Annotated in this window: 21 protein-coding genes and 1 pseudogene; 10 read left to right on the top strand and 12 right to left on the bottom strand. The window is 73.5% G+C overall.

The window, feature by feature from the left end:
- Nucleotides 1-53 precede the first annotated feature (53 nt).
- Together E1211_RS12175 and glpK are read right to left on the bottom strand one after the other, a co-directional pair.
- Nucleotides 54-1,730 carry a right-handed parallel beta-helix repeat-containing protein gene (locus tag E1211_RS12175; protein WP_132348531.1) on the bottom strand — a complete coding sequence of 559 codons (1,677 nt, stop codon included), beginning with the start codon at nucleotides 1,728-1,730 and terminating at the stop codon, nucleotides 54-56.
- A 166-nt stretch (nucleotides 1,731-1,896) separates the two neighbouring features.
- Complete coding sequence (gene glpK, locus E1211_RS12170) at nucleotides 1,897-3,381, bottom strand: glycerol kinase GlpK (protein WP_132348511.1); 1,485 nt, start codon at nucleotides 3,379-3,381, stop codon at nucleotides 1,897-1,899.
- A 126-nt stretch (nucleotides 3,382-3,507) separates the two neighbouring features.
- Here glpK and E1211_RS12165 point away from each other — a divergent pair, with 126 nt between their 5' ends.
- Nucleotides 3,508-4,446 carry a ribose-phosphate pyrophosphokinase gene (locus E1211_RS12165; protein WP_132348509.1) on the top strand — a complete coding sequence of 313 codons (939 nt, stop codon included), beginning with the start codon at nucleotides 3,508-3,510 and terminating at the stop codon, nucleotides 4,444-4,446.
- Nucleotides 4,447-4,482: 36 nt separating this feature from the next.
- Here the strand turns inward: E1211_RS12165 and E1211_RS12160 are convergent, their stop codons facing one another.
- The 4 genes from E1211_RS12160 to E1211_RS12145 form a co-directional block, all read right to left on the bottom strand.
- The gene (locus tag E1211_RS12160) at nucleotides 4,483-4,944 is read right to left on the bottom strand and encodes an ATP-binding protein (protein ID WP_132348507.1); all 462 of its coding nucleotides are present in this window, start codon (nucleotides 4,942-4,944) and stop codon (nucleotides 4,483-4,485) included.
- A 175-nt stretch (nucleotides 4,945-5,119) separates the two neighbouring features.
- Nucleotides 5,120-5,692, bottom strand: a complete 573-nt coding sequence (locus E1211_RS12155) for a DUF5709 domain-containing protein (RefSeq protein ID WP_132348505.1) — start codon at nucleotides 5,690-5,692, stop codon at nucleotides 5,120-5,122.
- Between the two features lie 102 nt (nucleotides 5,693-5,794).
- Nucleotides 5,795-6,571, bottom strand: a complete 777-nt coding sequence (locus tag E1211_RS12150) for an ATP-binding protein (RefSeq protein WP_132348503.1) — start codon at nucleotides 6,569-6,571, stop codon at nucleotides 5,795-5,797.
- Nucleotides 6,568-7,569, bottom strand: coding sequence for an SDR family oxidoreductase (locus E1211_RS12145; protein ID WP_132348501.1), 1,002 nt, complete (start codon nucleotides 7,567-7,569; stop codon nucleotides 6,568-6,570). Before E1211_RS12145 ends, E1211_RS12150 begins: the two co-directional genes overlap by 4 nt.
- A gap of 230 nt (nucleotides 7,570-7,799) precedes the next feature.
- Between E1211_RS12145 and E1211_RS12140 the strand changes: the two genes are divergently transcribed.
- Nucleotides 7,800-8,999: a glycosyltransferase gene (locus tag E1211_RS12140; RefSeq protein ID WP_132348499.1), complete on the top strand. Its 1,200-nt coding sequence runs from the start codon at nucleotides 7,800-7,802 to the stop codon at nucleotides 8,997-8,999.
- Here the strand turns inward: E1211_RS12140 and E1211_RS12135 are convergent.
- The 4 genes and pseudogenes from E1211_RS12135 to aroA form a co-directional block, all read right to left on the bottom strand.
- Nucleotides 8,957-9,906: pseudogene (locus E1211_RS12135) on the bottom strand (hypothetical protein). The gene E1211_RS12140 and the pseudogene E1211_RS12135 overlap by 43 nt on opposite strands.
- A 59-nt stretch (nucleotides 9,907-9,965) precedes the next feature.
- Nucleotides 9,966-10,784: a histidinol-phosphatase gene (hisN, locus tag E1211_RS12130; RefSeq protein ID WP_132348495.1), complete on the bottom strand. Its 819-nt coding sequence runs from the start codon at nucleotides 10,782-10,784 to the stop codon at nucleotides 9,966-9,968.
- A 28-nt stretch (nucleotides 10,785-10,812) separates the two neighbouring features.
- Nucleotides 10,813-11,793, bottom strand: a complete 981-nt coding sequence (rsgA, locus tag E1211_RS12125; protein WP_243709507.1) for a ribosome small subunit-dependent GTPase A — start codon at nucleotides 11,791-11,793, stop codon at nucleotides 10,813-10,815.
- A 118-nt stretch (nucleotides 11,794-11,911) separates the two neighbouring features.
- On the bottom strand, nucleotides 11,912-13,213 hold the full coding sequence (aroA, locus tag E1211_RS12120) for a 3-phosphoshikimate 1-carboxyvinyltransferase (RefSeq protein WP_132348491.1): 1,302 nt from the start codon (nucleotides 13,211-13,213) through the stop codon (nucleotides 11,912-11,914).
- Between the two features lie 92 nt (nucleotides 13,214-13,305).
- Here aroA and E1211_RS12115 point away from each other — a divergent pair, with 92 nt between their 5' ends.
- The 5 genes from E1211_RS12115 (at nucleotide 13,306) to rsrA (ending at nucleotide 16,857) form a co-directional block, all read left to right on the top strand.
- A complete protein-coding gene (locus E1211_RS12115; RefSeq protein ID WP_132348489.1) occupies nucleotides 13,306-14,013 on the top strand; it encodes an SOS response-associated peptidase in 708 nt (235 codons plus the stop codon).
- A gap of 198 nt (nucleotides 14,014-14,211) precedes the next feature.
- A complete protein-coding gene (locus tag E1211_RS12110) occupies nucleotides 14,212-14,604 on the top strand; it encodes a WhiB family transcriptional regulator (protein ID WP_132348487.1) in 393 nt (130 codons plus the stop codon).
- 78 nt (nucleotides 14,605-14,682) lie between these two features.
- On the top strand, nucleotides 14,683-15,327 hold the full coding sequence (locus E1211_RS12105; protein WP_207915345.1) for an alpha/beta family hydrolase: 645 nt from the start codon (nucleotides 14,683-14,685) through the stop codon (nucleotides 15,325-15,327).
- A gap of 428 nt (nucleotides 15,328-15,755) precedes the next feature.
- Nucleotides 15,756-16,568: a sigma-70 family RNA polymerase sigma factor gene (locus tag E1211_RS12100; RefSeq protein ID WP_132348483.1), complete on the top strand. Its 813-nt coding sequence runs from the start codon at nucleotides 15,756-15,758 to the stop codon at nucleotides 16,566-16,568.
- Between the two features lies 1 nt (nucleotide 16,569).
- Nucleotides 16,570-16,857: a mycothiol system anti-sigma-R factor gene (gene rsrA, locus E1211_RS12095; protein WP_120679316.1), complete on the top strand. Its 288-nt coding sequence runs from the start codon at nucleotides 16,570-16,572 to the stop codon at nucleotides 16,855-16,857.
- Between the two features lie 112 nt (nucleotides 16,858-16,969).
- On the opposite strand, the gene E1211_RS33900 is transcribed toward rsrA, so the two are convergent.
- Nucleotides 16,970-17,044 (bottom strand): 50S ribosomal protein bL37, encoded by a 75-nt coding sequence (locus E1211_RS33900; RefSeq protein ID WP_369700219.1) that lies wholly within the window; start codon nucleotides 17,042-17,044, stop codon nucleotides 16,970-16,972.
- 251 nt (nucleotides 17,045-17,295) lie between these two features.
- Between E1211_RS33900 and E1211_RS12090 the strand changes: the two genes are divergently transcribed.
- Nucleotides 17,296-17,511 (top strand): biotin/lipoyl-binding carrier protein, encoded by a 216-nt coding sequence (locus E1211_RS12090; protein WP_120679319.1) that lies wholly within the window; start codon nucleotides 17,296-17,298, stop codon nucleotides 17,509-17,511.
- On the top strand, nucleotides 17,508-18,014 hold the full coding sequence (locus tag E1211_RS12085) for a GNAT family N-acetyltransferase (protein WP_132348481.1): 507 nt from the start codon (nucleotides 17,508-17,510) through the stop codon (nucleotides 18,012-18,014). The genes E1211_RS12090 and E1211_RS12085 overlap by 4 nt, the downstream gene beginning before the upstream one ends.
- A gap of 84 nt (nucleotides 18,015-18,098) precedes the next feature.
- Here the strand turns inward: E1211_RS12085 and E1211_RS12080 are convergent, their stop codons facing one another.
- Nucleotides 18,099-18,668 carry a TetR/AcrR family transcriptional regulator gene (locus E1211_RS12080; RefSeq protein WP_371686149.1) on the bottom strand — a complete coding sequence of 190 codons (570 nt, stop codon included), beginning with the start codon at nucleotides 18,666-18,668 and terminating at the stop codon, nucleotides 18,099-18,101.
- Between E1211_RS12080 and E1211_RS33895 the strand changes: the two genes are divergently transcribed.
- Nucleotides 18,555-18,972, top strand: a 418-nt coding sequence (locus E1211_RS33895) for an MFS transporter (RefSeq protein WP_371686150.1), incomplete at its 3' end; no start/stop codon positions are given. The genes E1211_RS12080 and E1211_RS33895 overlap by 114 nt on opposite strands.

The raw sequence follows: 18,972 nt of genomic DNA, 5'->3' as shown, positions 1-18,972 counted from the left end.
CCGTTGCTTCGCCCGGGGCCCGTGGGTTGCTGAACCCGGAAGACGTACGGGCGTCACCGGGTGGCGACGAGCAGGTCCTCCAGCACCAGGGTGCGCAGGTCGTCCCGGCTCGGCATCCGGCCCAGCGCACGCAGCCGCCCGGACTGGGCCTTGCGCATTCCCTCGAGCAGCTTCCGAGCCTCGCGCGCGTTGCCGAAGTTCTGGTCCCGGTCGATCTGGCCGAACCACTCCAGCAGCCCGTCGGTGAGGCCGTCGAGCAGCACGTAGTCGTCGTTGCGGGCGATCCGGCCGACGATCTCGACGAGCTGCTCCGGGCTGTAGTTCTCGAACTCCAGCGTCTTGGCGAACCGGGAGGCCAGACCCGAGTTGGCGTCCAGGAAGGCGGCCATCTCGTTGGTGTAACCGGCCACGATCACGGCGACCTGGTCCCGGTGGTCCTCCATGAGCTTGACCAGCGTGTCGATCGCCTCCTGACCGAAGTCGCCGCCGGTGCTCCCGGCGCGGGACAGGGTGTACGCCTCGTCGATGAAGAGCACGCCGCCGAGCGCCTCGTTGAAGACCGAGGAGGTCTTCTCCGCGGTGTGTCCGATGTACTGGCCGACCAGGTCGCGGCGGGCGACCTCGCGGAACTCGCCGTTCGGCAGCACCCCGAGGGCCTTGAGCAGCTGACCGTAGAGCCGGGCCACTGTCGTCTTACCGGTACCCGGAGCGCCGGTGAAGATGAGGTGGTGGCTGACCGCGCCGACCGACAGGCCGGCGCCGCGTCGCCACTCGTTGACCTGGATCTCGTCGATCAGCGAGCGGACCTCCGCCTTGACGCCCTCCAGGCCGATCATCGAGTCGAGCTCGCCGAGGAGCTCGTCGACCTTCTGCTCGTCCTGCCCGACCGAGCTGCCCGAGCTGACGCCGGCCTTCGGCCGTCCGCCGCCCGGTTCGCCCTCGCGGAGTACTGTCGTCGCGCCCTCGGCGATCCGGACGCCCGGCTGGGCGGTCTGTTCGGTCCGGCAGCCCTCCACCACACCGCCGCAGCCGCGGCCCACGTCGATGCCGACGCCGGGGGTGTCGTGCACCCAGCAGTCCACGATCGTCGGACCGCTCTGCAGCGCGACCACGATGCCCGCGTCGCCCGTGGCGGAGATGTCGCAGCGTTCGATGGTGGGACGGGCCGCCTGGTAGACGTACATGCCGCGGAAGCCGCTGTTGACCACCGTGCAGTTGCGGATGGTCGGATCGGCGCCGAGCCGGATGATGATGCCGTCCTCGGCGACGTCCCGGATCTCGCACTGCTCGATCGTGCCGCCGGCGTCGGAGATGACGAGGCCGTGCTGTCCGCCGGTGACCGTCACCTCGACGGCGTCCAGCCGGGCGCCGTCGCCGACGGCCACCGCGGCGGCGTAGCCCGCCCCGACCGTGCACTTCTCCATCCGCAGGCGACCACCGGCGGCCTGGACGGCGGGGTGGTCGGCGCCCTTCACGACCAGGCCCTGGAGGACCACCTCACCCCCCGCGCAGCCGATCGTCGGCTGGCCGGCGGCCTCGCCGTCGATCGTCACCGAGCCGGCCTCGCCCGCGGCCGACAGTGTGATTCGCCGACCCGCGAGCCGGAGCGCCTCGCGGTAGACACCGGGCTCGATCGAGACCACCGCGCCTTCCGGTGCGATCTCGAGCGCGTCCGAAATGGTCGGACAGGCGCCGGGTCGGTCAGGGGAGACAGTCAGCACACGCACGATGGCCCCGCTCGGTCGTGGAAGGGACGGACCGGAACGCACTGAGGCGTCCGGCTCGAAGAGTACCGGTCGCCCGGCGACGTCGGCGGCAGTGTCAGATGGTGAAGGAGGCGTTCCGCATCGATGCGGCGGCCTCGCGCACCCCGTGGGCCCGCCGGGCCGGTGGGCGTCAGTCGACCCAGTCCAGGGTCCGCTGCACGGCCTTGCGCCAGTTCCGCAGCTCACGGTCGCGGTGCGCCGGTTCCATCCGGGGCGTCCACTCGGCGTCCGAACGCCACTGCGACCGCAGCGCGGCCAGATCGGGCCAGAAGCCGACCGCCAGGCCGGCCGCGTACGCGGCGCCGAGGCAGGTGGTCTCGGTGATCCGGGAGCGGACCACCGGAACGTCGAGCACGTCGGCGAGGAACTGCATGAGCAGCCCGTTGGCCGTCATGCCACCGTCCACCCGGAGCCGGCGCAGCGCCACGTCCGAGTCGGCGTTCATCGCGTCGACCACCTCGCGGGTCTGCCAGGCCGACGCCTCCAGCACCGCCCGGGCCAGGTGCCCCTTGGTGATGTAGCCGGTGAGCCCGGCGATCACTCCGCGTGCGTCGCTGCGCCAGTGCGGAGCGAAGAGCCCGGAGAAGGCCGGCACGACGTAGCAGCCGCCGTTGTCCTCGACCGTGCCGGCCAGCTCCTCGACCTCGGGCGCGGTGGAGATGAGGCCCAGGTTGTCGCGCAGCCACTGGACCAGCGACCCGGTCACCGCGATGGCGCCCTCCAGGGCGTACGCGGCGGGCTCTCCCGCGATCCGGTAGGCGACAGTGGTGAGCAGGCCGTGCGACGAGGCGACCGCGCTCGCACCCGTGTTGAGCAGCAGGAAGCTGCCGGTGCCGTACGTGCACTTGGCCTCTCCGGGCTGGAAGCAGGTCTGCCCGAACAGCGCGGCCTGCTGGTCGCCGAGGGCGCTCGCCACCGGCACCCCGGAGAGCACCCCGTTCGCCGTCGCGTAGACCTCGGCGGAGCTGCGGATCTCGGGCAGCATCGCCGCCGGCACGCCCATCGCGTCGAGCAGTTCGGGATCCCAGTCGAGGGTGGCGAGGTTCATCAGCATGGTGCGGCTCGCGTTGGTCACGTCGGTGACGTGCCGGCCGGTCAGCTTCCAGATCAGCCAGCTGTCCACGGTGCCGAAGAGCACCTCGCCGGCCTCGGCGCGGGCTCGCAGCCCGTCGACGTTCTCCAGCAGCCAGCGCAGCTTCGGCCCGGCGAAGTAGGTCGCCAGCGGCAGACCGGTGCGTTCCCGGAACCGCTGCTCGCCGTACGTCCGGTCGAGTTCGCGCAGCAGCGGAGCGGTCCGGGTGTCCTGCCAGACGATCGCGTTCGCCACCGGGCGGCCGGTGGCCCGGTCCCAGACCACTGTGGTCTCCCGCTGGTTGGTGATGCCGACGGCGGCGAGACCGGCGACGTCCGTGCCGGCCTTCCGCAGCGCCTTCCGCACGACGTGCTCGACGTTCGCCCAGATCTCCTCGGCGTCGTGCTCGACCCAACCGGGGCGGGGCAGGATCTGCCGGTGCTCCCGCTGGGCCACGGAGACGATCTCCCCGGCCCGGTCGAAGACGATGCACCTCGAAGAGGTGGTGCCCTGATCGATGGCGGCGACGTACTCTCCGGTCACGGCAGCACCGTACCCGTAGCGGAGCGGTCGCGCCGACCGCCACGATCCCGTCCGCCCCGGGTTCGTTGCCGGCTCGTCCGGCCCGTCGCGCCGCGCGTCCGGTGCCCGGCCGTACGATGTGCAAACGTGCGCGACATCGCCGTCTTCAGCGGATCTGCCCACCCGGACCTCGCCGCCGAGATCTGCGACCAGCTGGGCGTGCCGCTCCGCCCGGTGCGGGTGTCCCGGTTCGCCAACGACTGTCTCGAGGTGCAGTTGCAGGCCAACTGCCGGGAGCGGGACGTCTTCCTGATCCAACCGTTGGTGCCGCCGGTGCAGGAGCACCTGGTCGAGCTGCTGCTGATGATCGACGCGGCCCGGGGCGCCTCGGCCGGTCGGATCACCGTGGTGCTGCCGCACTACGCGTACGCCCGGTCGGACAAGAAGGACGCCCCGCGTATCTCGATCGGTGGCCGGCTCGTCGCCGACCTGCTCACCTCGGCCGGTGCGGACCGGGTGCTGGCGATGACGCTGCACTCGCCGCAGGTGCACGGCTTCTTCAGTGTCCCGGTCGACCACCTGCACGCGTTGCGCGAGCTGGCCGGTCACTTCAAGCGCTACGACCTGAGCAACACGGTGGTCGTCTCGCCGGATCTGGGCAACGCCAAGCAGGCGGCGGCCTTCGCCCGGATGCTCGGTACGCCGGTCGCGGCCGGCGCGAAGCAACGGTTCAGCGATGATCGGGTCACCATCAGCGCCGTGATCGGCGACGTCGCGGGCCGGGACGTCATCGTGCTGGACGACGAGATCGCCAAGGGCAGCACCATGATCGAGCTGATGGACCACCTGCGGGAGCGGGATGTGCAGTCGATCAGGCTCGCCTGCACGCACGGCCTCTTCTCGAGCGGCGCGCTGGGCCGGCTGAGCGAGCAGCCCGGAGTGCGGGAGATCGTCTGTACCAACACCGTGCCGATCCCGGCCGAGAAGCGGGGCCCGAAGCTGGAGGTGCTGTCGGTCGCGCCGGCGCTGGCCGAGGCGATGCGGCGGATCCACAACGGCGAGTCGGTCAGCGCCCTCTTCGGCTGAGCCCGGTACGGCCGTTGTCGGTCCGGCCGGCCGGTGTCAGTCGGGCTGGCCGGCCGGCGTCTCGGCGGGGACCGCGGCGGTGATCCGGACGATCGTGCCCGTCTCGCCGCTGACGACGTCCATGCTGTCGCTGAGCTTGCGCGCGAGCCAGAGGCCCCAGCCGCCGGCGGTGTCGGGCTCGGGGCGGCTGCGGTCGTCCAGCCGCTGGGTGCTGATGCCGATCCCCTGGTCGGCCACCTCGCAGATCAGCATGCCGTCGCGCCGCCAGAGGCGGAGCGAGCCCTGGCCGCCGCCGTGCCGCACCGCGTTCGTGATCAGCTCGTTGACCGCGAGCACGAAGTCGTCGAGTCGCTGGTCGCGCAGGCCCGCCTCGTGGGCGCAGGACGTGACCGAGTGACGCAGCTGGGTCACCCGGCCCCGGTCGAAGGCTTCGGCGATGAGGAGGGCAGGTTCGATGGGCCCAACGGTACGCGGTACGCGCGGATCGGCGTTCGTCATGGCCCGTCCCCGGCAGCGGCTCTCGGAGTTTTTCGCGGCATTTCCACCGTACGTCAGGGTTTGCTGGTGCGCACCAGGGGCCCCGGGTGGTGTGACGGCCGCGGCGTCCCCCGGACGGGTCGGAGCTGCCGCTGCGGGTGGGGGCCGGCCGCGCGCCGGCTCGCCCCGAGCCCGGTCAGACCGAGTGCGGTGGTTGCGTCTCGTGGATCGCCAGCTCCTCGGCGGTCGCGCCGCCGCCGGCCGAGCCCGCGTCGTACGCCACGTTGTCGGTCTCCTGGTCCGTGTGCGTCCCTTCGTCCGGTTCGACGATCCGCCCCACCTGCGCGTCCGCCACGGTGCCGAGTTGGCCGTGGTCGTAGAGCGAGACCGGCGAGGCGGGGTCCGACTGCGGGCCCGGGTCCATCACGTCGGCGTCGAGCTGGGCCTGCGCCGCGGCCTCCTCGCTGTCCGCCTCGGCCGCGATGCCGGGATCCACCGGGCCGGCCAGCGGGTCGTCGGTGGGGCGCTCGTACTGCTCGCGCTGGAGCTTGTAGTCCAGCGACTCGCCGTCGAGCTGCTCGTCGGCGGTGATGCCGTAGCTGTCCACGGCGACGGGGTCCCGGTCGGCGGGGAGCTGGGCCGGATCCGGGCCGTCCGCCTCGCGACCGGTCAACACGTCGTCGTTCGCGGTCGAGTCGTCGTCGGCGGTCCCCGGCAGGCCGTTCGCCTCGGGGTCGGACACGGGGGTCGGGTACTCGTCGTCGCGCATGACGGATCTCTACCCACTCGACCCGTCGATCATGCAGTTGGGCCGACCCGCAAAGGCGACGCACCGGCGCATAACGCTTAGACGCCCCTCGGTACTCAAGGGTCAGGGGGTGGGTGTGACGACGCACCAGACCAGCTTGCCGTCGGGCAGGGGAGTGCTCCCCCAACGATCGGCGAGGGCATCCACCAGCAGCAGGCCCCGGCCCCCGATCGACGTCGTGGCGGCCGGTCCGGCGAAGGCGGGCGCGTCCGGCGAGTGGTCGCGTACGGCCAGGTGCAGGGTGTCGCCGGTCGGCGCGATCCGCACCGTCATCGGCGTACCGGCGTGGGCCACCACGTTGTTGACCAGCTCGGTGACCACGATGCCGCCCACCTCGGCGAGCGCCGGCATCCCCCACCGCCGGCAGCCCTCGGTGACCAGCCCCCGCGCCTGCCGGGCCGAGTCGACAACCGGGGCGAGATCCGCGCTCAGCACCGCTGCCATCGGCGACCGGGCGAGCGCGGCCAGGGCCGCGTCCAGACTGGGCAGGACGGGCACCCCGGCCAGCGCCGGATCCGGCCGGTCGGTCGAGGCACCGGGATCGCAGACCAGCAGACCCGCCGCGGGCCAGCCCACGACCTCCCGCTGCACGTCGGCGAAGACCGAGCGGGTGGCCGGATCGGCCACCCGCAGGTCGGTCAGGTCGGCCACCACCGGGCCGGGACGCTCGCTGAGCCGGGTGAGCAGCGCGTCGCGTACGGCGGGGGCGCCGGCCGGTTCGAGCACGCCGACGACCCGGACCACCGCCGAGGACTCGTCGGCCTCGACCCGGCAGGACGCGCCCGCAGGACCGACAGCCGTCTCGTTCCCCGCGGTCGTCGGGCGCCCCGTCCGCCTCATGCGCGCTCCGTCCGAGCCCGGCGGGACCGGGCGGCGATGGTGCCGACCGCCGTGCCGGCCGCCGCGAGTCCGAAGGCGGCGGTCATCCGGACCAGCTGCCGGCGCCGGCCGTGCCAGCCGCCGTCGCGTCGGCCGTCGGCGTCGGCCCGGAAGACGTTCCCGGTGCTCTCCAGCCGGACGCCCGGCCCGAACTGCGTGCGGTGCGTGTACCAGCCGAGGGTGCGTTCGGCGAGCGCCGGCGCCAGCCGCCACTGGAGCCCGATCAGCCGCGCCGCGGTGCCGGCGTACGCCTCGCGGCGCGGCCGGCGCAGCAGGCGCACGATCGTCGCGGCCACCATCTCCGGCGGGTAGACCGGCGGCGGTGGCAGCACCTCCCGCCCGCTGTGGTTGGCGACGTGCCGGAAGAACGGGGTGTCGACGGTGGCCGGGAGCACCGTGCAGATCGAGATGTTGCCCCGTCCGGTGACCCGCAGCTCCTGGCGGACCGTGTCGGCCAGGCCGCGCAGGCCGTGCTTCGTGGCGTTGTACGCCGACTGGTAGGGCATCGCCACCTCGGCGAGGACCGAGGCGTTGTTGACCACCACCCCGCCCCCGGCGGCGCTGAGGTGGGGCAGCGCCGCCCGGATGCCGTGCACCGCGCCGAGCAGGTTCACCTCCAGCACCCGGCGGAACTCGGCGACCGGGATCTCGTCGAAGAGCCCGACGCCACTCACCGCCGCGTTGTTGATCCATGCGTCGATCCGGCCGAACCCCGTCGCGGCGCGCTCGGCGAGCCGCTCGACCGAGGTCGCGTCGGTGACGTCGGTCGGTACGACCAGCGACCGGCCGCCGAGCTCCTGGCAGCGCTGCGCGACCCGCACCAACGCGGCCTCGCTCCGTGCCGCGAGCACCACCGCGGCACCGCGCCGGGCCAGCGCGTACGCGGTGGCGGTGCCGATGCCGCTGGAGGCGCCAGTGATCACGACGGTGGCGGCGTCGAGGCTGCGCGTGAGTGGCATTCCTCGCCCGTACCCCCGCCCGGGGCCGGTCATGCCGAGGAAGACCACCGGATCGCCACGAAAGCGATCAACAGGGCGATGTCCGAGACGTCTGGTGGCCTCGTGGCGGAAGTTTCCGGGTGACCTGCCGGGCTCTTCCTGATCTGCCAGGTTTCGGCTTCTCGGGCCGTGGTTAATGGGACCCTCTGACCGGGAGGACCACCGTTGGACACATCGCATGGAGGTGACCCATGCGCGTCGGCCTCGTCTGCGCGCACGCCGACCCGTCCAGGACGACCGACGGCCCGACCGTCGGCACCCATCAACACATCGCACGGGTCGCCGCGGAACTCGCCGCACGAGGTCATGACGTCCGGGTCTACGAACGCCGGGACGATCCGGACCTGCCGGCAACCCTCGACCTCGACGGCTACCAGGTCGAACGGGTTCCCGTCGGGCCGGCCGAGCCGCTGCCCACGGCCGAGCTCATCCGTTACGTGGCGGAGTTCGGCGGCTGGCTGACCGACCGTTGGGCCGGCGAAGAGCCGCCGGAGGTGGTGCACGGCCACTACTGGGTCGGTGGACTGGCCGCGGCGCACGCGGTGCGGGAGACGGACATCCCGGTCGTGCAGACCTTCCACTCGCTCGGCATCGAGCAGCTGCGCCATCTCGGCGGGGCGTACGACGGTCCGGGGGAGCGGATCCCCCTGGAGCGGGCGCTGACCCGGGCGGTGGACGTCGCGGTCGCCCAGTGCAACGACGAGGTCGACGAGCTGACCCGGATGGGGCTGCAACGCACCTCGGTCGCCATGGTGCCGACCGGGGTCGACGTCGAGCAGTTCCATCCCGACGGCGAGGCCGCGCCCCGCGACCAGCGGGCCCGGATCCTCTCCGTCGGCGGACTCGCCCCCGGGCACGGACACGACGACCTCATCCAGGCCATGCGGCTGGTCGGCGACGCCGAGCTGGTGATCGCCGGCGGGCCCCCCGCCGAGCAGTTGAACGACCACGCCGAGGCGCGCCGGCTGCGGGAACTGGCCGAGCGGAACGGGGTGGGCGATCAGGTGCACCTGGTGGGAGCCGTGCCGCACGACCAGATGGCCACCTGGTACCGCTCGGCGGACGTGGTCGCCTGCACCCCGCACTACTCCTCGGCGGGGCGGGTCTCGCTGGAGGCGATGGCCTGCGGGGTGCCCGTGGTCGGCTACGCGATGGGCGGGATCGCCGACGCGGTGGTGGACGAGGTGACCGGGCGGCTGGTCCCACCGGGCGACGTACGCGCGCTCGGCGTGACCCTGCGACGGCTGCTCGCGGACAACGCGGGCCGGTTCGCGTACGGGCACGCGGCCGTGGACCGGGTGCGGTGCAGCTACACCTGGGAGCGGACGGCCGCCGCGCTGGAGCGCCTCTACGAGCGGGTGGTGGGGCTGCGCAAGCCGGTCGAGGCGTGAGCCGTGCCGGCGGCGGAACGTCCGTCACGGCCGCCGTTGGCGGGTCTGCGCGTCAGCGGGGACGGCCGACGCCGGCCATGGCGGGTCCCTGCGCCCGGGCCACCGGGTACTGGTGCTGCGGTTCGGCGTACCGGGTCAGGCCGATCACCGCGGCGAGGGTGACCAGGAAGCCGACGGCGGCCAACCACTCCCGGCCGGGCCAGATCTTGTCATCGAGCAGCAGCAACCCGACGATCGCCGCGGGCACCGCGCCGGCCGCGTCCATCGCCGCCACCGCCGCGGTGGTGGAGCCGCGCTGCATGGCCAGGCCGAGCAGCAGCTGCCCGACCACCGAGTGGGCCACCAGCAGGTAGAGCAGCGGGTTGCGGGCGAACGCCTCCGCCGACGGCGCGGAAGCGAGCGGGCGGGCGGCCACCGCCGCGGCGGAGAACGCCAGCCCGGCCAGCGACCCGAGGGCCACCGAGCCGGGTGCCCCGTGCAGCCGGACTGCGAAGAATCCGAGGACGGCGATGAGACCGAGCACCAGCAGCAGGGCGAGCACGGCGCCCGCGCCGAGCTGTCGCGACGGCGCCGGGCGGGCGGCCAGCACCAGCGCGCTGATCCCGCCGAAGAGCAGCGCCAGCAGCGCCACCTCGGCGGCCGGCAGCCGCCACTTGAGCACCACCACGCCGAGGATGGCGGTCACGCCGAGCCCGGCGGCCACGCTGGACTGGACCAGGAAGAGGGGCAGGTCGCGGCGGGCCAGGAAGGCCAGCAGGAAGCCACCGAGCTGGCAGGCCACGCCGATCAGGTAGGTGCGATGTCCGGCCAGCCGCAGCAGCAGCCCCGGATCGAAGGTGTGGTGCACCGTCGTACGCGCGGCGGCCACCGACTGGAGCAGGTTGGCGACGCCGTACGCGACGATCATGGCGGCGAGGAAGCACCAGCCCGAGGAGACCACCTGGCGAGGATAGAGGTAGACGACGGTCAGCGCTCGGCTGGTCGACCCAGCCGGGCGAGGATGTCGGGGTGCAGGCCGCCGTTGCTGGCCAGCGCGCTGTGCTCGGTGCCGGGGCCGCCCGCCGGCGCCGGCGTGCCGGCCAGGTCGGTGATCGTGCCGCCCGCCTCGCGCACGATCGGGACCAGCGCCGCGACGTCCCAGAGCGACAGCTCCGGTTCCACCATCACGTCCAGCGCGCCCTCGGCCAGCAGCATGTAGCCGTAGAAGTCGCCGTACGCGCGGCTGCGCCAGCAGTCCCGCATGAGGCCGAGCATCGCGTCCAGGCGTCCGTCAGCCTCCCAGCCCGTCAGGGAGGAGTAGCAGAAGCTGGCGTCGGCGAGGTCCCGCACCGCGGAGACGTGGATCGGTTCGCCGCTGTCCCGGTCCGGCCCGGCCCAGGCGCCCGCCCCGGCGGCGGCCCACCAGCGGCGTCCCAGCGCCGGGGCGGAGACCAGCCCGAGCACCGGCCGGTCGCCCTCCAGCAGGGCGATCAGGGTGGCCCAGACGGGCACGCCGCGGACGAAGTTCTTGGTGCCGTCGATGGGGTCGATCACCCAGCGCCGCCCGTCCGGCCCGGCGGCCGGCTGCGCGCCGTACTCCTCGCCGAGCAGGCCGTCGGCCGGCCGGTGTGCGGCCAGCAGGGCGCGGATGCTCCGCTCGACCGCGGTGTCCGCGTCCGAGACGGGGGTCAGGTCGGGCTTCGACTCCACCCGCAGGTCCAGCGCCCGGAACCGGGCCGTCGAGATGGCGTCGGCGGCGTCGGCGAGGGTGTGGGCGAGAGCGAGGTCGTCGGCGTACCCGGTCATGCGGGCAACCTAGCCGACCGGGCCCGCGTCAACCGAGGCCGGGCGGCTCGCCACGGGACTCCGGCTCGCCGCGCGGGTCGCTGTCGCCGGCCCGGGAGGCCAGCAGCCGGCGGTACGACGCGAGCCGGCGCGGGTCGGCCTTGCCGGCGGCCACCCAGGCGTCCAAGCCGCACTCCGTGGCGTCCGGGGTGTGCGGGCAGTTGGCCGGGCAGTCGACCGTCCCCTCGACCAGGTCGGGGAAGCCGTGCAGCAGGCTGTCGGCGGAGACGTGCGCCAGCCCGAAACTGCGCACGCCGGGCGTGTCGATGATCCAGCCGGGCTCCTCGTCGCCGCCCGGCGTGGGCGGCAGCCGCAGCGCGACGGCGCTGGTCGAGGTGTGCCGGCCCCGGCCGATCGCGCTGACCGTGCCGACCGCCCGGGCCGCCTCCGGGACCAGCCGGTTGACCAGCGTCGACTTGCCGACCCCGGAGTGCCCGACCATGACGGAGACCCGCCCGGCGAGCAGTGCCCGCAGCGCGTCCAGCTCCGAGTCGGGCCGGATCAGCACGTACGGCAGCTCCAGCTCGGCGTAGTAGTCGAGCACGGTCTCGGGCCCGGCCAGGTCGGCTTTCGTGAGGCAGAGCAGTGGCTCGATGTCCGCGTCGTACGCGGCCACCAGGCAGCGGTCGATGAAGCCGGTGCGTGGCGGCGGGTCGGCCAGCGCGCTGACGATCACCAACTGGTCGGCGTTGGCCACCACCACCCGCTCCAACCGCCCCTCGGCGGTGGTCTCGTCGTCGTCGGCGGTGCGGCGCAGCACCGACGACCGCTCGGCGATCCGGACGATCCGGGCCAATGCCCCCGGTGCGCCGGAGGTGTCGCCGACCAGAGCCACCCGGTCGCCGACCACTACCGACTTGCGGCCCAGCTCGCGGGCGCGCATCGCGGTGACGGTGGCCGCCCGCGGCCCGGCGTCGTCGAGCACGCAGGTGTAGCGCCCCCGGTCCACGGCGATGACGAAACCCTCCACCGCGTCGGCGTGCCGGGGGCGGGTGCGGGTACGCGGGCGCGAGGACCTACCGGGTCGGACCCGTACGTCCTCCTCGTCGTACTCCCGCCGTCTGGTCGCCAGGACCGCCCCTCCGTCGTCAGCTCTTGCCCGTCACCATCGCTGACCATAGTGCCGGGAACTCGGGCATGGTCTTCGAGGTGCAGGCGACGTCGTCGAGTTCGATGCCGGGTACGGCGAGCCCGGCCACCGCGGCGGCGTGCGCCATGCGGTGGTCGGCGTAGGTGCGGAACGTGCCGCCGCGCAGCGGGCGGGGCCGGATGTGCAGCCCGTCGTGGGACTCGGTGAGGTCGGCGCCGAGCGCGGTGAACTCCCGGGCCAGCGCGGCGATCCGGTCGGTCTCGTGGCCGCGGATGTGCGCCACCCCGGTGAACCGGGACGGGGAGTCCGCCAGCATGGCCAGCGCGGTCAGTGCCGGGGTCAGCTCGCTGACGTCGGAGAGGTCCGCGTCCAGCCCGTGCACCGCGCCGGTGCCGCGTACGGTGAGCCCGTCGGTGGAGAGCGTCACCTCGCCGCCCATGAGCTGCAGCAGCTCCCGCAGCCGTTCGACCGGCTGGGCGCTGCTGTGCGGCCACCCCTTGAGGGTGACCTCGCCCCCGGTGACCAGGGCGGCGGCGAAGAACGGCACGGCGCCGGAGAGGTCCGGCTCGATCTGCCAGCCGCGCCCGGCGAGCGGCCCCGGCTCGACAGTCCAGACGTCCGGGACGGTGTCGTCGACGGCGGCGCCCGCGGCGCGCAGCATCTGCACGGTCATCCGCAGGTGGGGTGCGGAGGGGACCGGCGGGCCGACGTGCCGGACCACCACCCCACGGTCGAAGCGGGGGGCGGCCAGCAGCAGGCCGGAGACCAGCTGGCTGGAGGCGGAGGCGTCGATCACGACCTCGCCGCCCGCGACCCGGCCGACGCCGAGCACGGTGAGCGGGAGGCTGTCGGGACCGGCGACGTCGATCCGCACGCCGAGCGAGCGCAGCGCGCCGATCAGCGGGCCGAGCGGTCGCGTCCGGGCCTGCGGGTCGCCGTCGAAGGTGATCCGGCCGTCGGCCAGCCCGGCGACCGGCGGCGCGAAGCGCATCACCGTGCCGGCCAGGCCGACGTCGACGTGCGCGGGGCCGACGAGCCGGTGCGGTCGGACGAGCCAGCGTTCGTCGTCGCTGATCGACATGTGCGCGCCCATGCCGCGCAGGCCGGCGGCCATCAGCTCGGTGTCCCGTGCGCGTAGCGGCCCGGCCAGCGTCGACGGACCGTTGGCCAGCGCGCCGAGCACCAGCGCGCGGGCGGTCATCGACTTGGATCCGGGCAGGCGCAGCGTGGCCGCGACCGGATCGGAGGCGGTCGGTGCCGTCCACGGCTTCAGCGGCCGGGTCGCGGTCAGATTCCCCACGGTTACATTCTGCCGTGTCCGCCGGCCGGTGACGCCGGCCGCCCGTTAGTCGGGACAGCCGGCCGGGCGTCCGGCGGGTTAGCGTGTGGGACATGTGTGGCAGGTACGCGACGACCCGGAGCTCCGGCGAGCTGAGCGCCGTCTTCGAGTCGTCCGACGACACCGGCGGCGAGGTGGGCCCGGATTACAACGTCGCGCCCACCGACCCGGTCCCGCTGGTGCGGCTGAGCCCGCAGGGGCATCGCGCCCTCGCCGTGGGCCGCTGGGGTTTCCTGCCGCACTGGGCCCGCAGCGCCGCCGGGGCCGCGCGGATGATCAACGCACGCGCCGAGACGGTGGCGACCAGCCGGGCGTACGCCGGCGCCTTCGCCCGCCGTCGCTGCCTGGTCCCGGCCGACGGGTGGTACGAGTGGGTGCGCTCACCGGAGGGCCGGCAGGCCTACTACATGACGCCGAGGGACGGCTCGGTGCTGGCCTTCGCCGGCATCTGGTCGACCTGGGGCTCCGGCGACGGGGAGCGGCTCACCTTCAGCGTGCTCACCACCGCCGCGCTCGGCGAACTGGCGGAGGTGCACGACCGGATGCCGCTGCTGCTGCCCCGGGAGAGTTGGGCGTCCTGGCTGACCTCCACCGACGATCCGGCCGCGCTGCTCGTCCCGCCGGCCCCCGAGTGGCTCGCCGGGCTGGAGGTCCGTCCGGTCGGCCCGGCGGTCGGTGACGTCCGTAACGACGGTCCGCGGTTGACCGCGCGGGTGCCGCTCGTCCCCGTCGTCGACGTGGCGGAGCCGACCCTGTTCTGATCGCGGCTTGCGCATTGTCGCGTACCGATTTGCCAGTGTTACGGGTGAAACGTCTCCCGGCCGTTCAGCCATCTTCCCGATAGCCCCTTGTGACCCCCTCCGGAAGTGCGGTAGAACACAGCGCCGGTGGTGAGTGTCGATTCGCAGGGGGCGGATGACACCCATCGATCTTGCCGGTCCCACGGGGGAGGTGGGTGAATGACCCGGGCGCGCATGCCCCGCCCGCACGAGGTTGCTGCCGCACGTCGAGATCCACGTCTGCTCCGCGCGTTGCGCGAGCGACGTGAGGACGAGGCGTGGCGGACCAGAGGAACCTGCCAGACAGTTGATCCGGAGACGTTCTTTCCCGCGCCGAACGAGCCCGCGGACGCGGCGGTGGCGCTCTGCCGCAGCTGCGAGGTGCAGGGTTCGTGCCTCGCCTGGGCGCTCGAGGTCGGCGACTGCCACGGCGTGTGGGGCGCGACCACGCCCCGCGAGCGCCGGGCCATGCTGGTCGCCTGGCGTGCCGAGGTCGAACCGGATCCGGAGGCCGCCGAGGAGGCCGGTCCGCCGGTCCGCGACCGCCTGCTCACCCTCGTCCCGCTCAGCTGAGCGAAGCGGCCCCGACCGGCTCGGATTCCCTGCCGTCGGGTCGGCCGGCCTGCGGCTGACGCGGAAGGTCCCGGCGTAATGCCGGTCGGCAGGGCAGAGAATGGGTCGGTGACGCAGCACGACGAGATCACTACGCCTCGCGGGCCGGCCCGGCTCGACACCGACCTGCCGGCCGGCCCGGCCGCGTCCCTGCTCGTGCTCGGGCACGGCGCGGGCGGCGACGTCGACGCCCCGGATCTGCTCGCGGTACGCGACGCGGTGGTGGCCGCCGGCGTCGGCGTCGTCCGGGTGACCCAGCCGTACCGGGTGGCCGGCCGGCGCGCGCCCGCGCCCGCCGGGCACCTCGACGAGGCGTGGACGGCGGTGCTCGCCGTGCTGCGTGAGTGGCATCGGGCCGTGCCGGTGCTCGTGGGCGGCCGCTCCAGTGGCGCCCGGGTGGCCTGCCGCACGGCGGGCGCGGTCGGCGCGGCGGGGATCGTGGCCCTCGCCTTTCCCCTGCACCCGCCGGGTCGGCCGGAGCGGTCCCGGGCGGCGGAGCTGCTGACCGGGCTGCCGACCCTGGTGGTCAACGGCGACCGGGACCCGTTCGGTGTGCCCGAGGCGAGCCCCGGCGTGACCGTGCTGACCCGGCCCGGGGAGGTGCACGACCTGCGGAAGGATCCAGCCGGGGTGGCGGCCGTGGTGCGGGACTGGCTGCGCGGACAGGGCTGGGCCGGGCGCTGACGTGCGGGCGGCCCGGCGGACCGGGCCGCAGACCCGGCGGGCGCGTAGGGCGTCACCGACCTGCGGGGCGCTGCGGACCGGCGGGTCCGGACCGGCGGTCGCAGCCCGGGTGCGGACGTGCGACGGGGATCGCGCGTGCCGAACGGGCCGTTTCCGGCGGCCGAGGAGGGTCGTTGCATCGGATGGTGCCGAACGTCCGGTTCGGGCGGCGGAACCATCCTCCCAGGCCCTTCCTGGTCCCAGCGCCGGCCGCGCCGACGCCGGGACCAGGAAAGGGGACGGGCGGCGAACGATGACCGCCCGAACCTCGCCGGGACCGCACCGACCTGCCGCGCCCGGGTCGATCACGCGGCGGCGTTCGGAATGCTCCACCCCACACCCGCGTTACTACCCCCGGGACGACTTTTCTTCGCGGAGGGGGGACCGGGGTGCCGATCGAGACACGGAGCCGGGAGCGGGACGACCGGGACGTGCGACAGCTACGCCGGCTGCTCGCCGGACCGGAATGGCCCGCCACGTCGGGCGGAACGGCCGCGGTGAGCACGAGCACACCGGCCGGAAGTGAATCTGTGGGCACGCCCGTGCGCGTATCCTCGGCGGGAAAGCATCCGACGCGAGGGGACGTGCGGTTGACGACCGAGAAGACGGACGAGCGCAGGGCCCGCTTCGAGCGGGACGCGATGCCATTCGTCGATCAGCTCTACGCTGCCGGGCTGCGGATGACGCGCAACCCGGCGGATGCCGAGGACCTGGTCCAGGAGACCTACCTGAAGGCGTACGCGGCCTTCCACCAGTTCGAGCAGGGCACCAACCTGAAGGCCTGGCTCTACCGGATCCTGACCAACACCTACATCAACTCCTACCGTCGGCGGCAGCGCCAGCCGGTGCAGGCGCCGACCGACGAGATCACCGACTGGCAGCTCGCCGAGGCCGAGTCGCACACCTCGAGCGGGTTGCGTTCGGCCGAGACCGAGGCGCTGGACCGGCTGCCGGACAGCGACGTCAAGGAGGCCCTCCAGCAGCTGCCGGAGGAGTTCCGCCTCGCGGTCTACCTGACCGATGTCGAGGGCTTCTCCTACAAGGAGGTCGCCGACATCATGGGTACGCCGATCGGCACGGTGATGTCGCGTCTGCACCGTGGTCGGCGTAATCTGCGCAAGCTGCTGGAGCAGTATGCCAAGGAGCGGGGCTTCAGCGCCGCCACCAAGGGCTCGACCGCTCCCGCCGGCCGGGAGGTGTGACGTGAGCTGTGGAGAGCCGCACGAGACGGACTGCCGCGAGGTGCTCGCCGAGGTCTACCTCTACCTGGATCTCGAGTGCGCCGACGACAGGCGCTCGCTGATCCGGCACCACCTCGACGACTGCGGGCCGTGCCTGCGCGAGTACGGCATCGAGCAGGAGGTGAGGGCGCTGGTGGCGCGCTGCTGCGGCAACGAGACCGCGCCGGAGCAGCTGCGGGAGCGCCTGCGCGTCAAGCTCACCGAGTTGGTCGTCTTCGAGAGCACGGAGTCGCGCGAACTCGCCGACTGAGAAACCTTCACACGCGCGGTGGCCCGGGTCGATCGTCGACCCGGGCCACCGGCGTTCCCGGCCCGGGGCCGGGGGAGCTGACTGGTCGTCGGCGGGCTCGCCCGCCACGAGGTCAGGAGTTGGGGCGCTTGCCGTGGTTGGCGCCGCTCTTCTTGCGGGCCTTCTTCTTGCGAGCCTTCTTCGCCATGGTGACCTCCTTTGATGGTCGGATCCGGCTTGACGACCTCGGCGCCGGTGCACCCACCGGTCGCCCGGCACCGGGTCCGACCCGCTGATGCTAGTGCGGCCCACGTGGCCCGTGCCGCGCCGGGGCGTCGAGCACGTGGGTCGCCCGACTCGGCCGGGCCGGGGTGGGTGCCCGGCCGCGCCGCTCTCACACCTGCCGGCCGCATGATTGGATACGTCGTCAGGTAACCACGAGAGGGGAGGGCCGGGGAGATGGCCGAGGAGATTCGCGCCGAGATGGTGGCGAACGTCTGGAAGGTCGTCGCGTCGCAGGGCGACTCGGTGTCCGAGGGGGACACGCTGGTGATCCTCGAGTCGATGAAGATGGAGATCCCGGTCGTCGCCGAGTCCGACGGGATCCTCCAGCAGCTCGCGGTCAACGAGGGCGACGTGGTGCAGGACGGCGACCTGATCGCCGTGATCGCTTGACGGGGTTGCTCGTCCGGCCGGCCACGCCGGCCGACTTTCCCGCGATCGCCCGGCTCACGGTGGCCGCGTACGAGGCGGACGGGCAGCTCAAGGGGGAGAACGGCTACGGCGCGGTGCTGGCCGACGTGCCGACTCGGGCGGAGAACGGCACGGTGCTGGTCGCCGAGGACGCGGCGGGCCGGGTGCTCGGCTCGGTCACCTTCGTGCTGCCCGGCAGCCGGTACGCCGAACTCGCCGGTCCCGGCGAAGCGGAGTTCCGGATGCTCGCCGTCGACCCCGCGGCGCAGGGGCTCGGCGCCGGCGCCGCGCTGGCCCGCGCGTGCATCGAGCGGGCCGCCGAGCTCGGCTGCTCGGCCGTGGTGATCTGCGTCCGCCACGGGATGGCCGAGCAGGCGCGGCGCCTCTACGAGCGGCTCGGTTTCGTCCGGGTCCCGGAGAAGGACTGGTCGCCGCTGCCGGGGGTCGAGCTGCTGGCCCTCCGTCTCGAACTGCCCCGCCCCTGACGCCTCCCGGCCGACGTGCCCGGCGCGGCCCGGCCCGGCCCGGTCTGACGCATCCGGCCGGGGCCGAGCCGCAACGGTGGCCGTTCACCCCGGGAACGCCCGGTGATCGACTCGGGTTCCTCGACGTCGGGGCATCACGCGGACCGGACTGCCCGAGATACCGGCGACCCGAGTCGGGTGGTTAGGCGTCGCCGCCGACTCGCTCCGGCTCGCCGATCCGCGCGAGCAGTTCGTCGGCCACCTCGAGGGCGATCTTCCGGCGTTCCGCGTCGGTGATGTGCGGCGTCCGTACGGCGAACCAGCTGCTGTGCACGGCGAAGAGGGAGAGCGCCGCGCGCAGCTGCGCCGCCGGGGATTCGTCGCCGCGGCGGAGGCGCTGGCCAGCTGCATCATCCGGCCGCGCATCTGTTGCCCGGCCGTCAGGCTCTTGAGCGCCGTCTGGTTCTGCTCGAAGAAGCGCATCACCGAGGGGTGGTCGTCGGTGAACATGGCGTCGGCGTACCGGGCGATCAGCTCGCGCCGGGTGTCCCGGTTGGCCGGCTGCGCGTCGGCCCAGGCGACGAGCGAGTCGATCCGCTCCAGCCGGTCCTGCACGAAGCTGGAGACGATCTCGTCCTTGCTCTTGAAGTGGTAGTAGAGGGCGGCCTTCGTCACGTTGAGCCGTTCGGCGACCTCTACGGGCGCAAGTCGGTCTTCCTCACCTCGGTCGTCATCTTCCTGGTGGGCTCGGCGCTCTGCGGCATGGCCGGTTCCGGCCTCCTCGGCGGGCCCGCCGACGGAATGGTCCAGCTCATCGCCTTCCGGGCGGTCCAGGGTCTCGGCGCGGGCGGCCTGATGGTCGGCGTCATGGCGACGCCCCCGTCGCCTGACCCCGGCGCGATCATGAAGTTGTTGCCGTTCGCCTCGGCGTGTCACGGCAACAACTTCATGATCAGCCGCGTGGGGGTGGGGTCAGGGG

The organism is Micromonospora sp. 15K316 (assembly GCF_004348525.1).
GTDB lineage: Bacteria > Actinomycetota > Actinomycetes > Mycobacteriales > Micromonosporaceae > Micromonospora.
This window is presented reverse-complemented; position numbering and strand designations above follow the sequence as displayed.

What these genes read in the sequence shown, in the direction of transcription:
- E1211_RS12160 (WP_132348507.1), bottom strand. Translation starts at nt 4,944, where the DNA reads ATGACGAACGCCGATCCGCGCGTACCGCGTACCGTTGGGCCCATCGAA.
- E1211_RS12145 (WP_132348501.1), bottom strand. Translation starts at nt 7,569, where the DNA reads ATGCCACTCACGCGCAGCCTCGACGCCGCCACCGTCGTGATCACTGGC.
- E1211_RS12140 (WP_132348499.1), top strand. Translation starts at nt 7,800, where the DNA reads ATGCGCGTCGGCCTCGTCTGCGCGCACGCCGACCCGTCCAGGACGACC.
- hisN (WP_132348495.1), bottom strand. Translation starts at nt 10,784, where the DNA reads ATGACCGGGTACGCCGACGACCTCGCTCTCGCCCACACCCTCGCCGAC.
- E1211_RS12155 (WP_132348505.1), bottom strand. Translation starts at nt 5,692, where the DNA reads ATGCGCGACGACGAGTACCCGACCCCCGTGTCCGACCCCGAGGCGAAC.
- E1211_RS12115 (WP_132348489.1), top strand. Translation starts at nt 13,306, where the DNA reads ATGTGTGGCAGGTACGCGACGACCCGGAGCTCCGGCGAGCTGAGCGCC.
- E1211_RS12110 (WP_132348487.1), top strand. Translation starts at nt 14,212, where the DNA reads ATGACCCGGGCGCGCATGCCCCGCCCGCACGAGGTTGCTGCCGCACGT.
- E1211_RS12105 (WP_207915345.1), top strand. Translation starts at nt 14,683, where the DNA reads ATGCCGGTCGGCAGGGCAGAGAATGGGTCGGTGACGCAGCACGACGAG.
- E1211_RS12150 (WP_132348503.1), bottom strand. Translation starts at nt 6,571, where the DNA reads ATGAGGCGGACGGGGCGCCCGACGACCGCGGGGAACGAGACGGCTGTC.
- E1211_RS12090 (WP_120679319.1), top strand. Translation starts at nt 17,296, where the DNA reads ATGGCCGAGGAGATTCGCGCCGAGATGGTGGCGAACGTCTGGAAGGTC.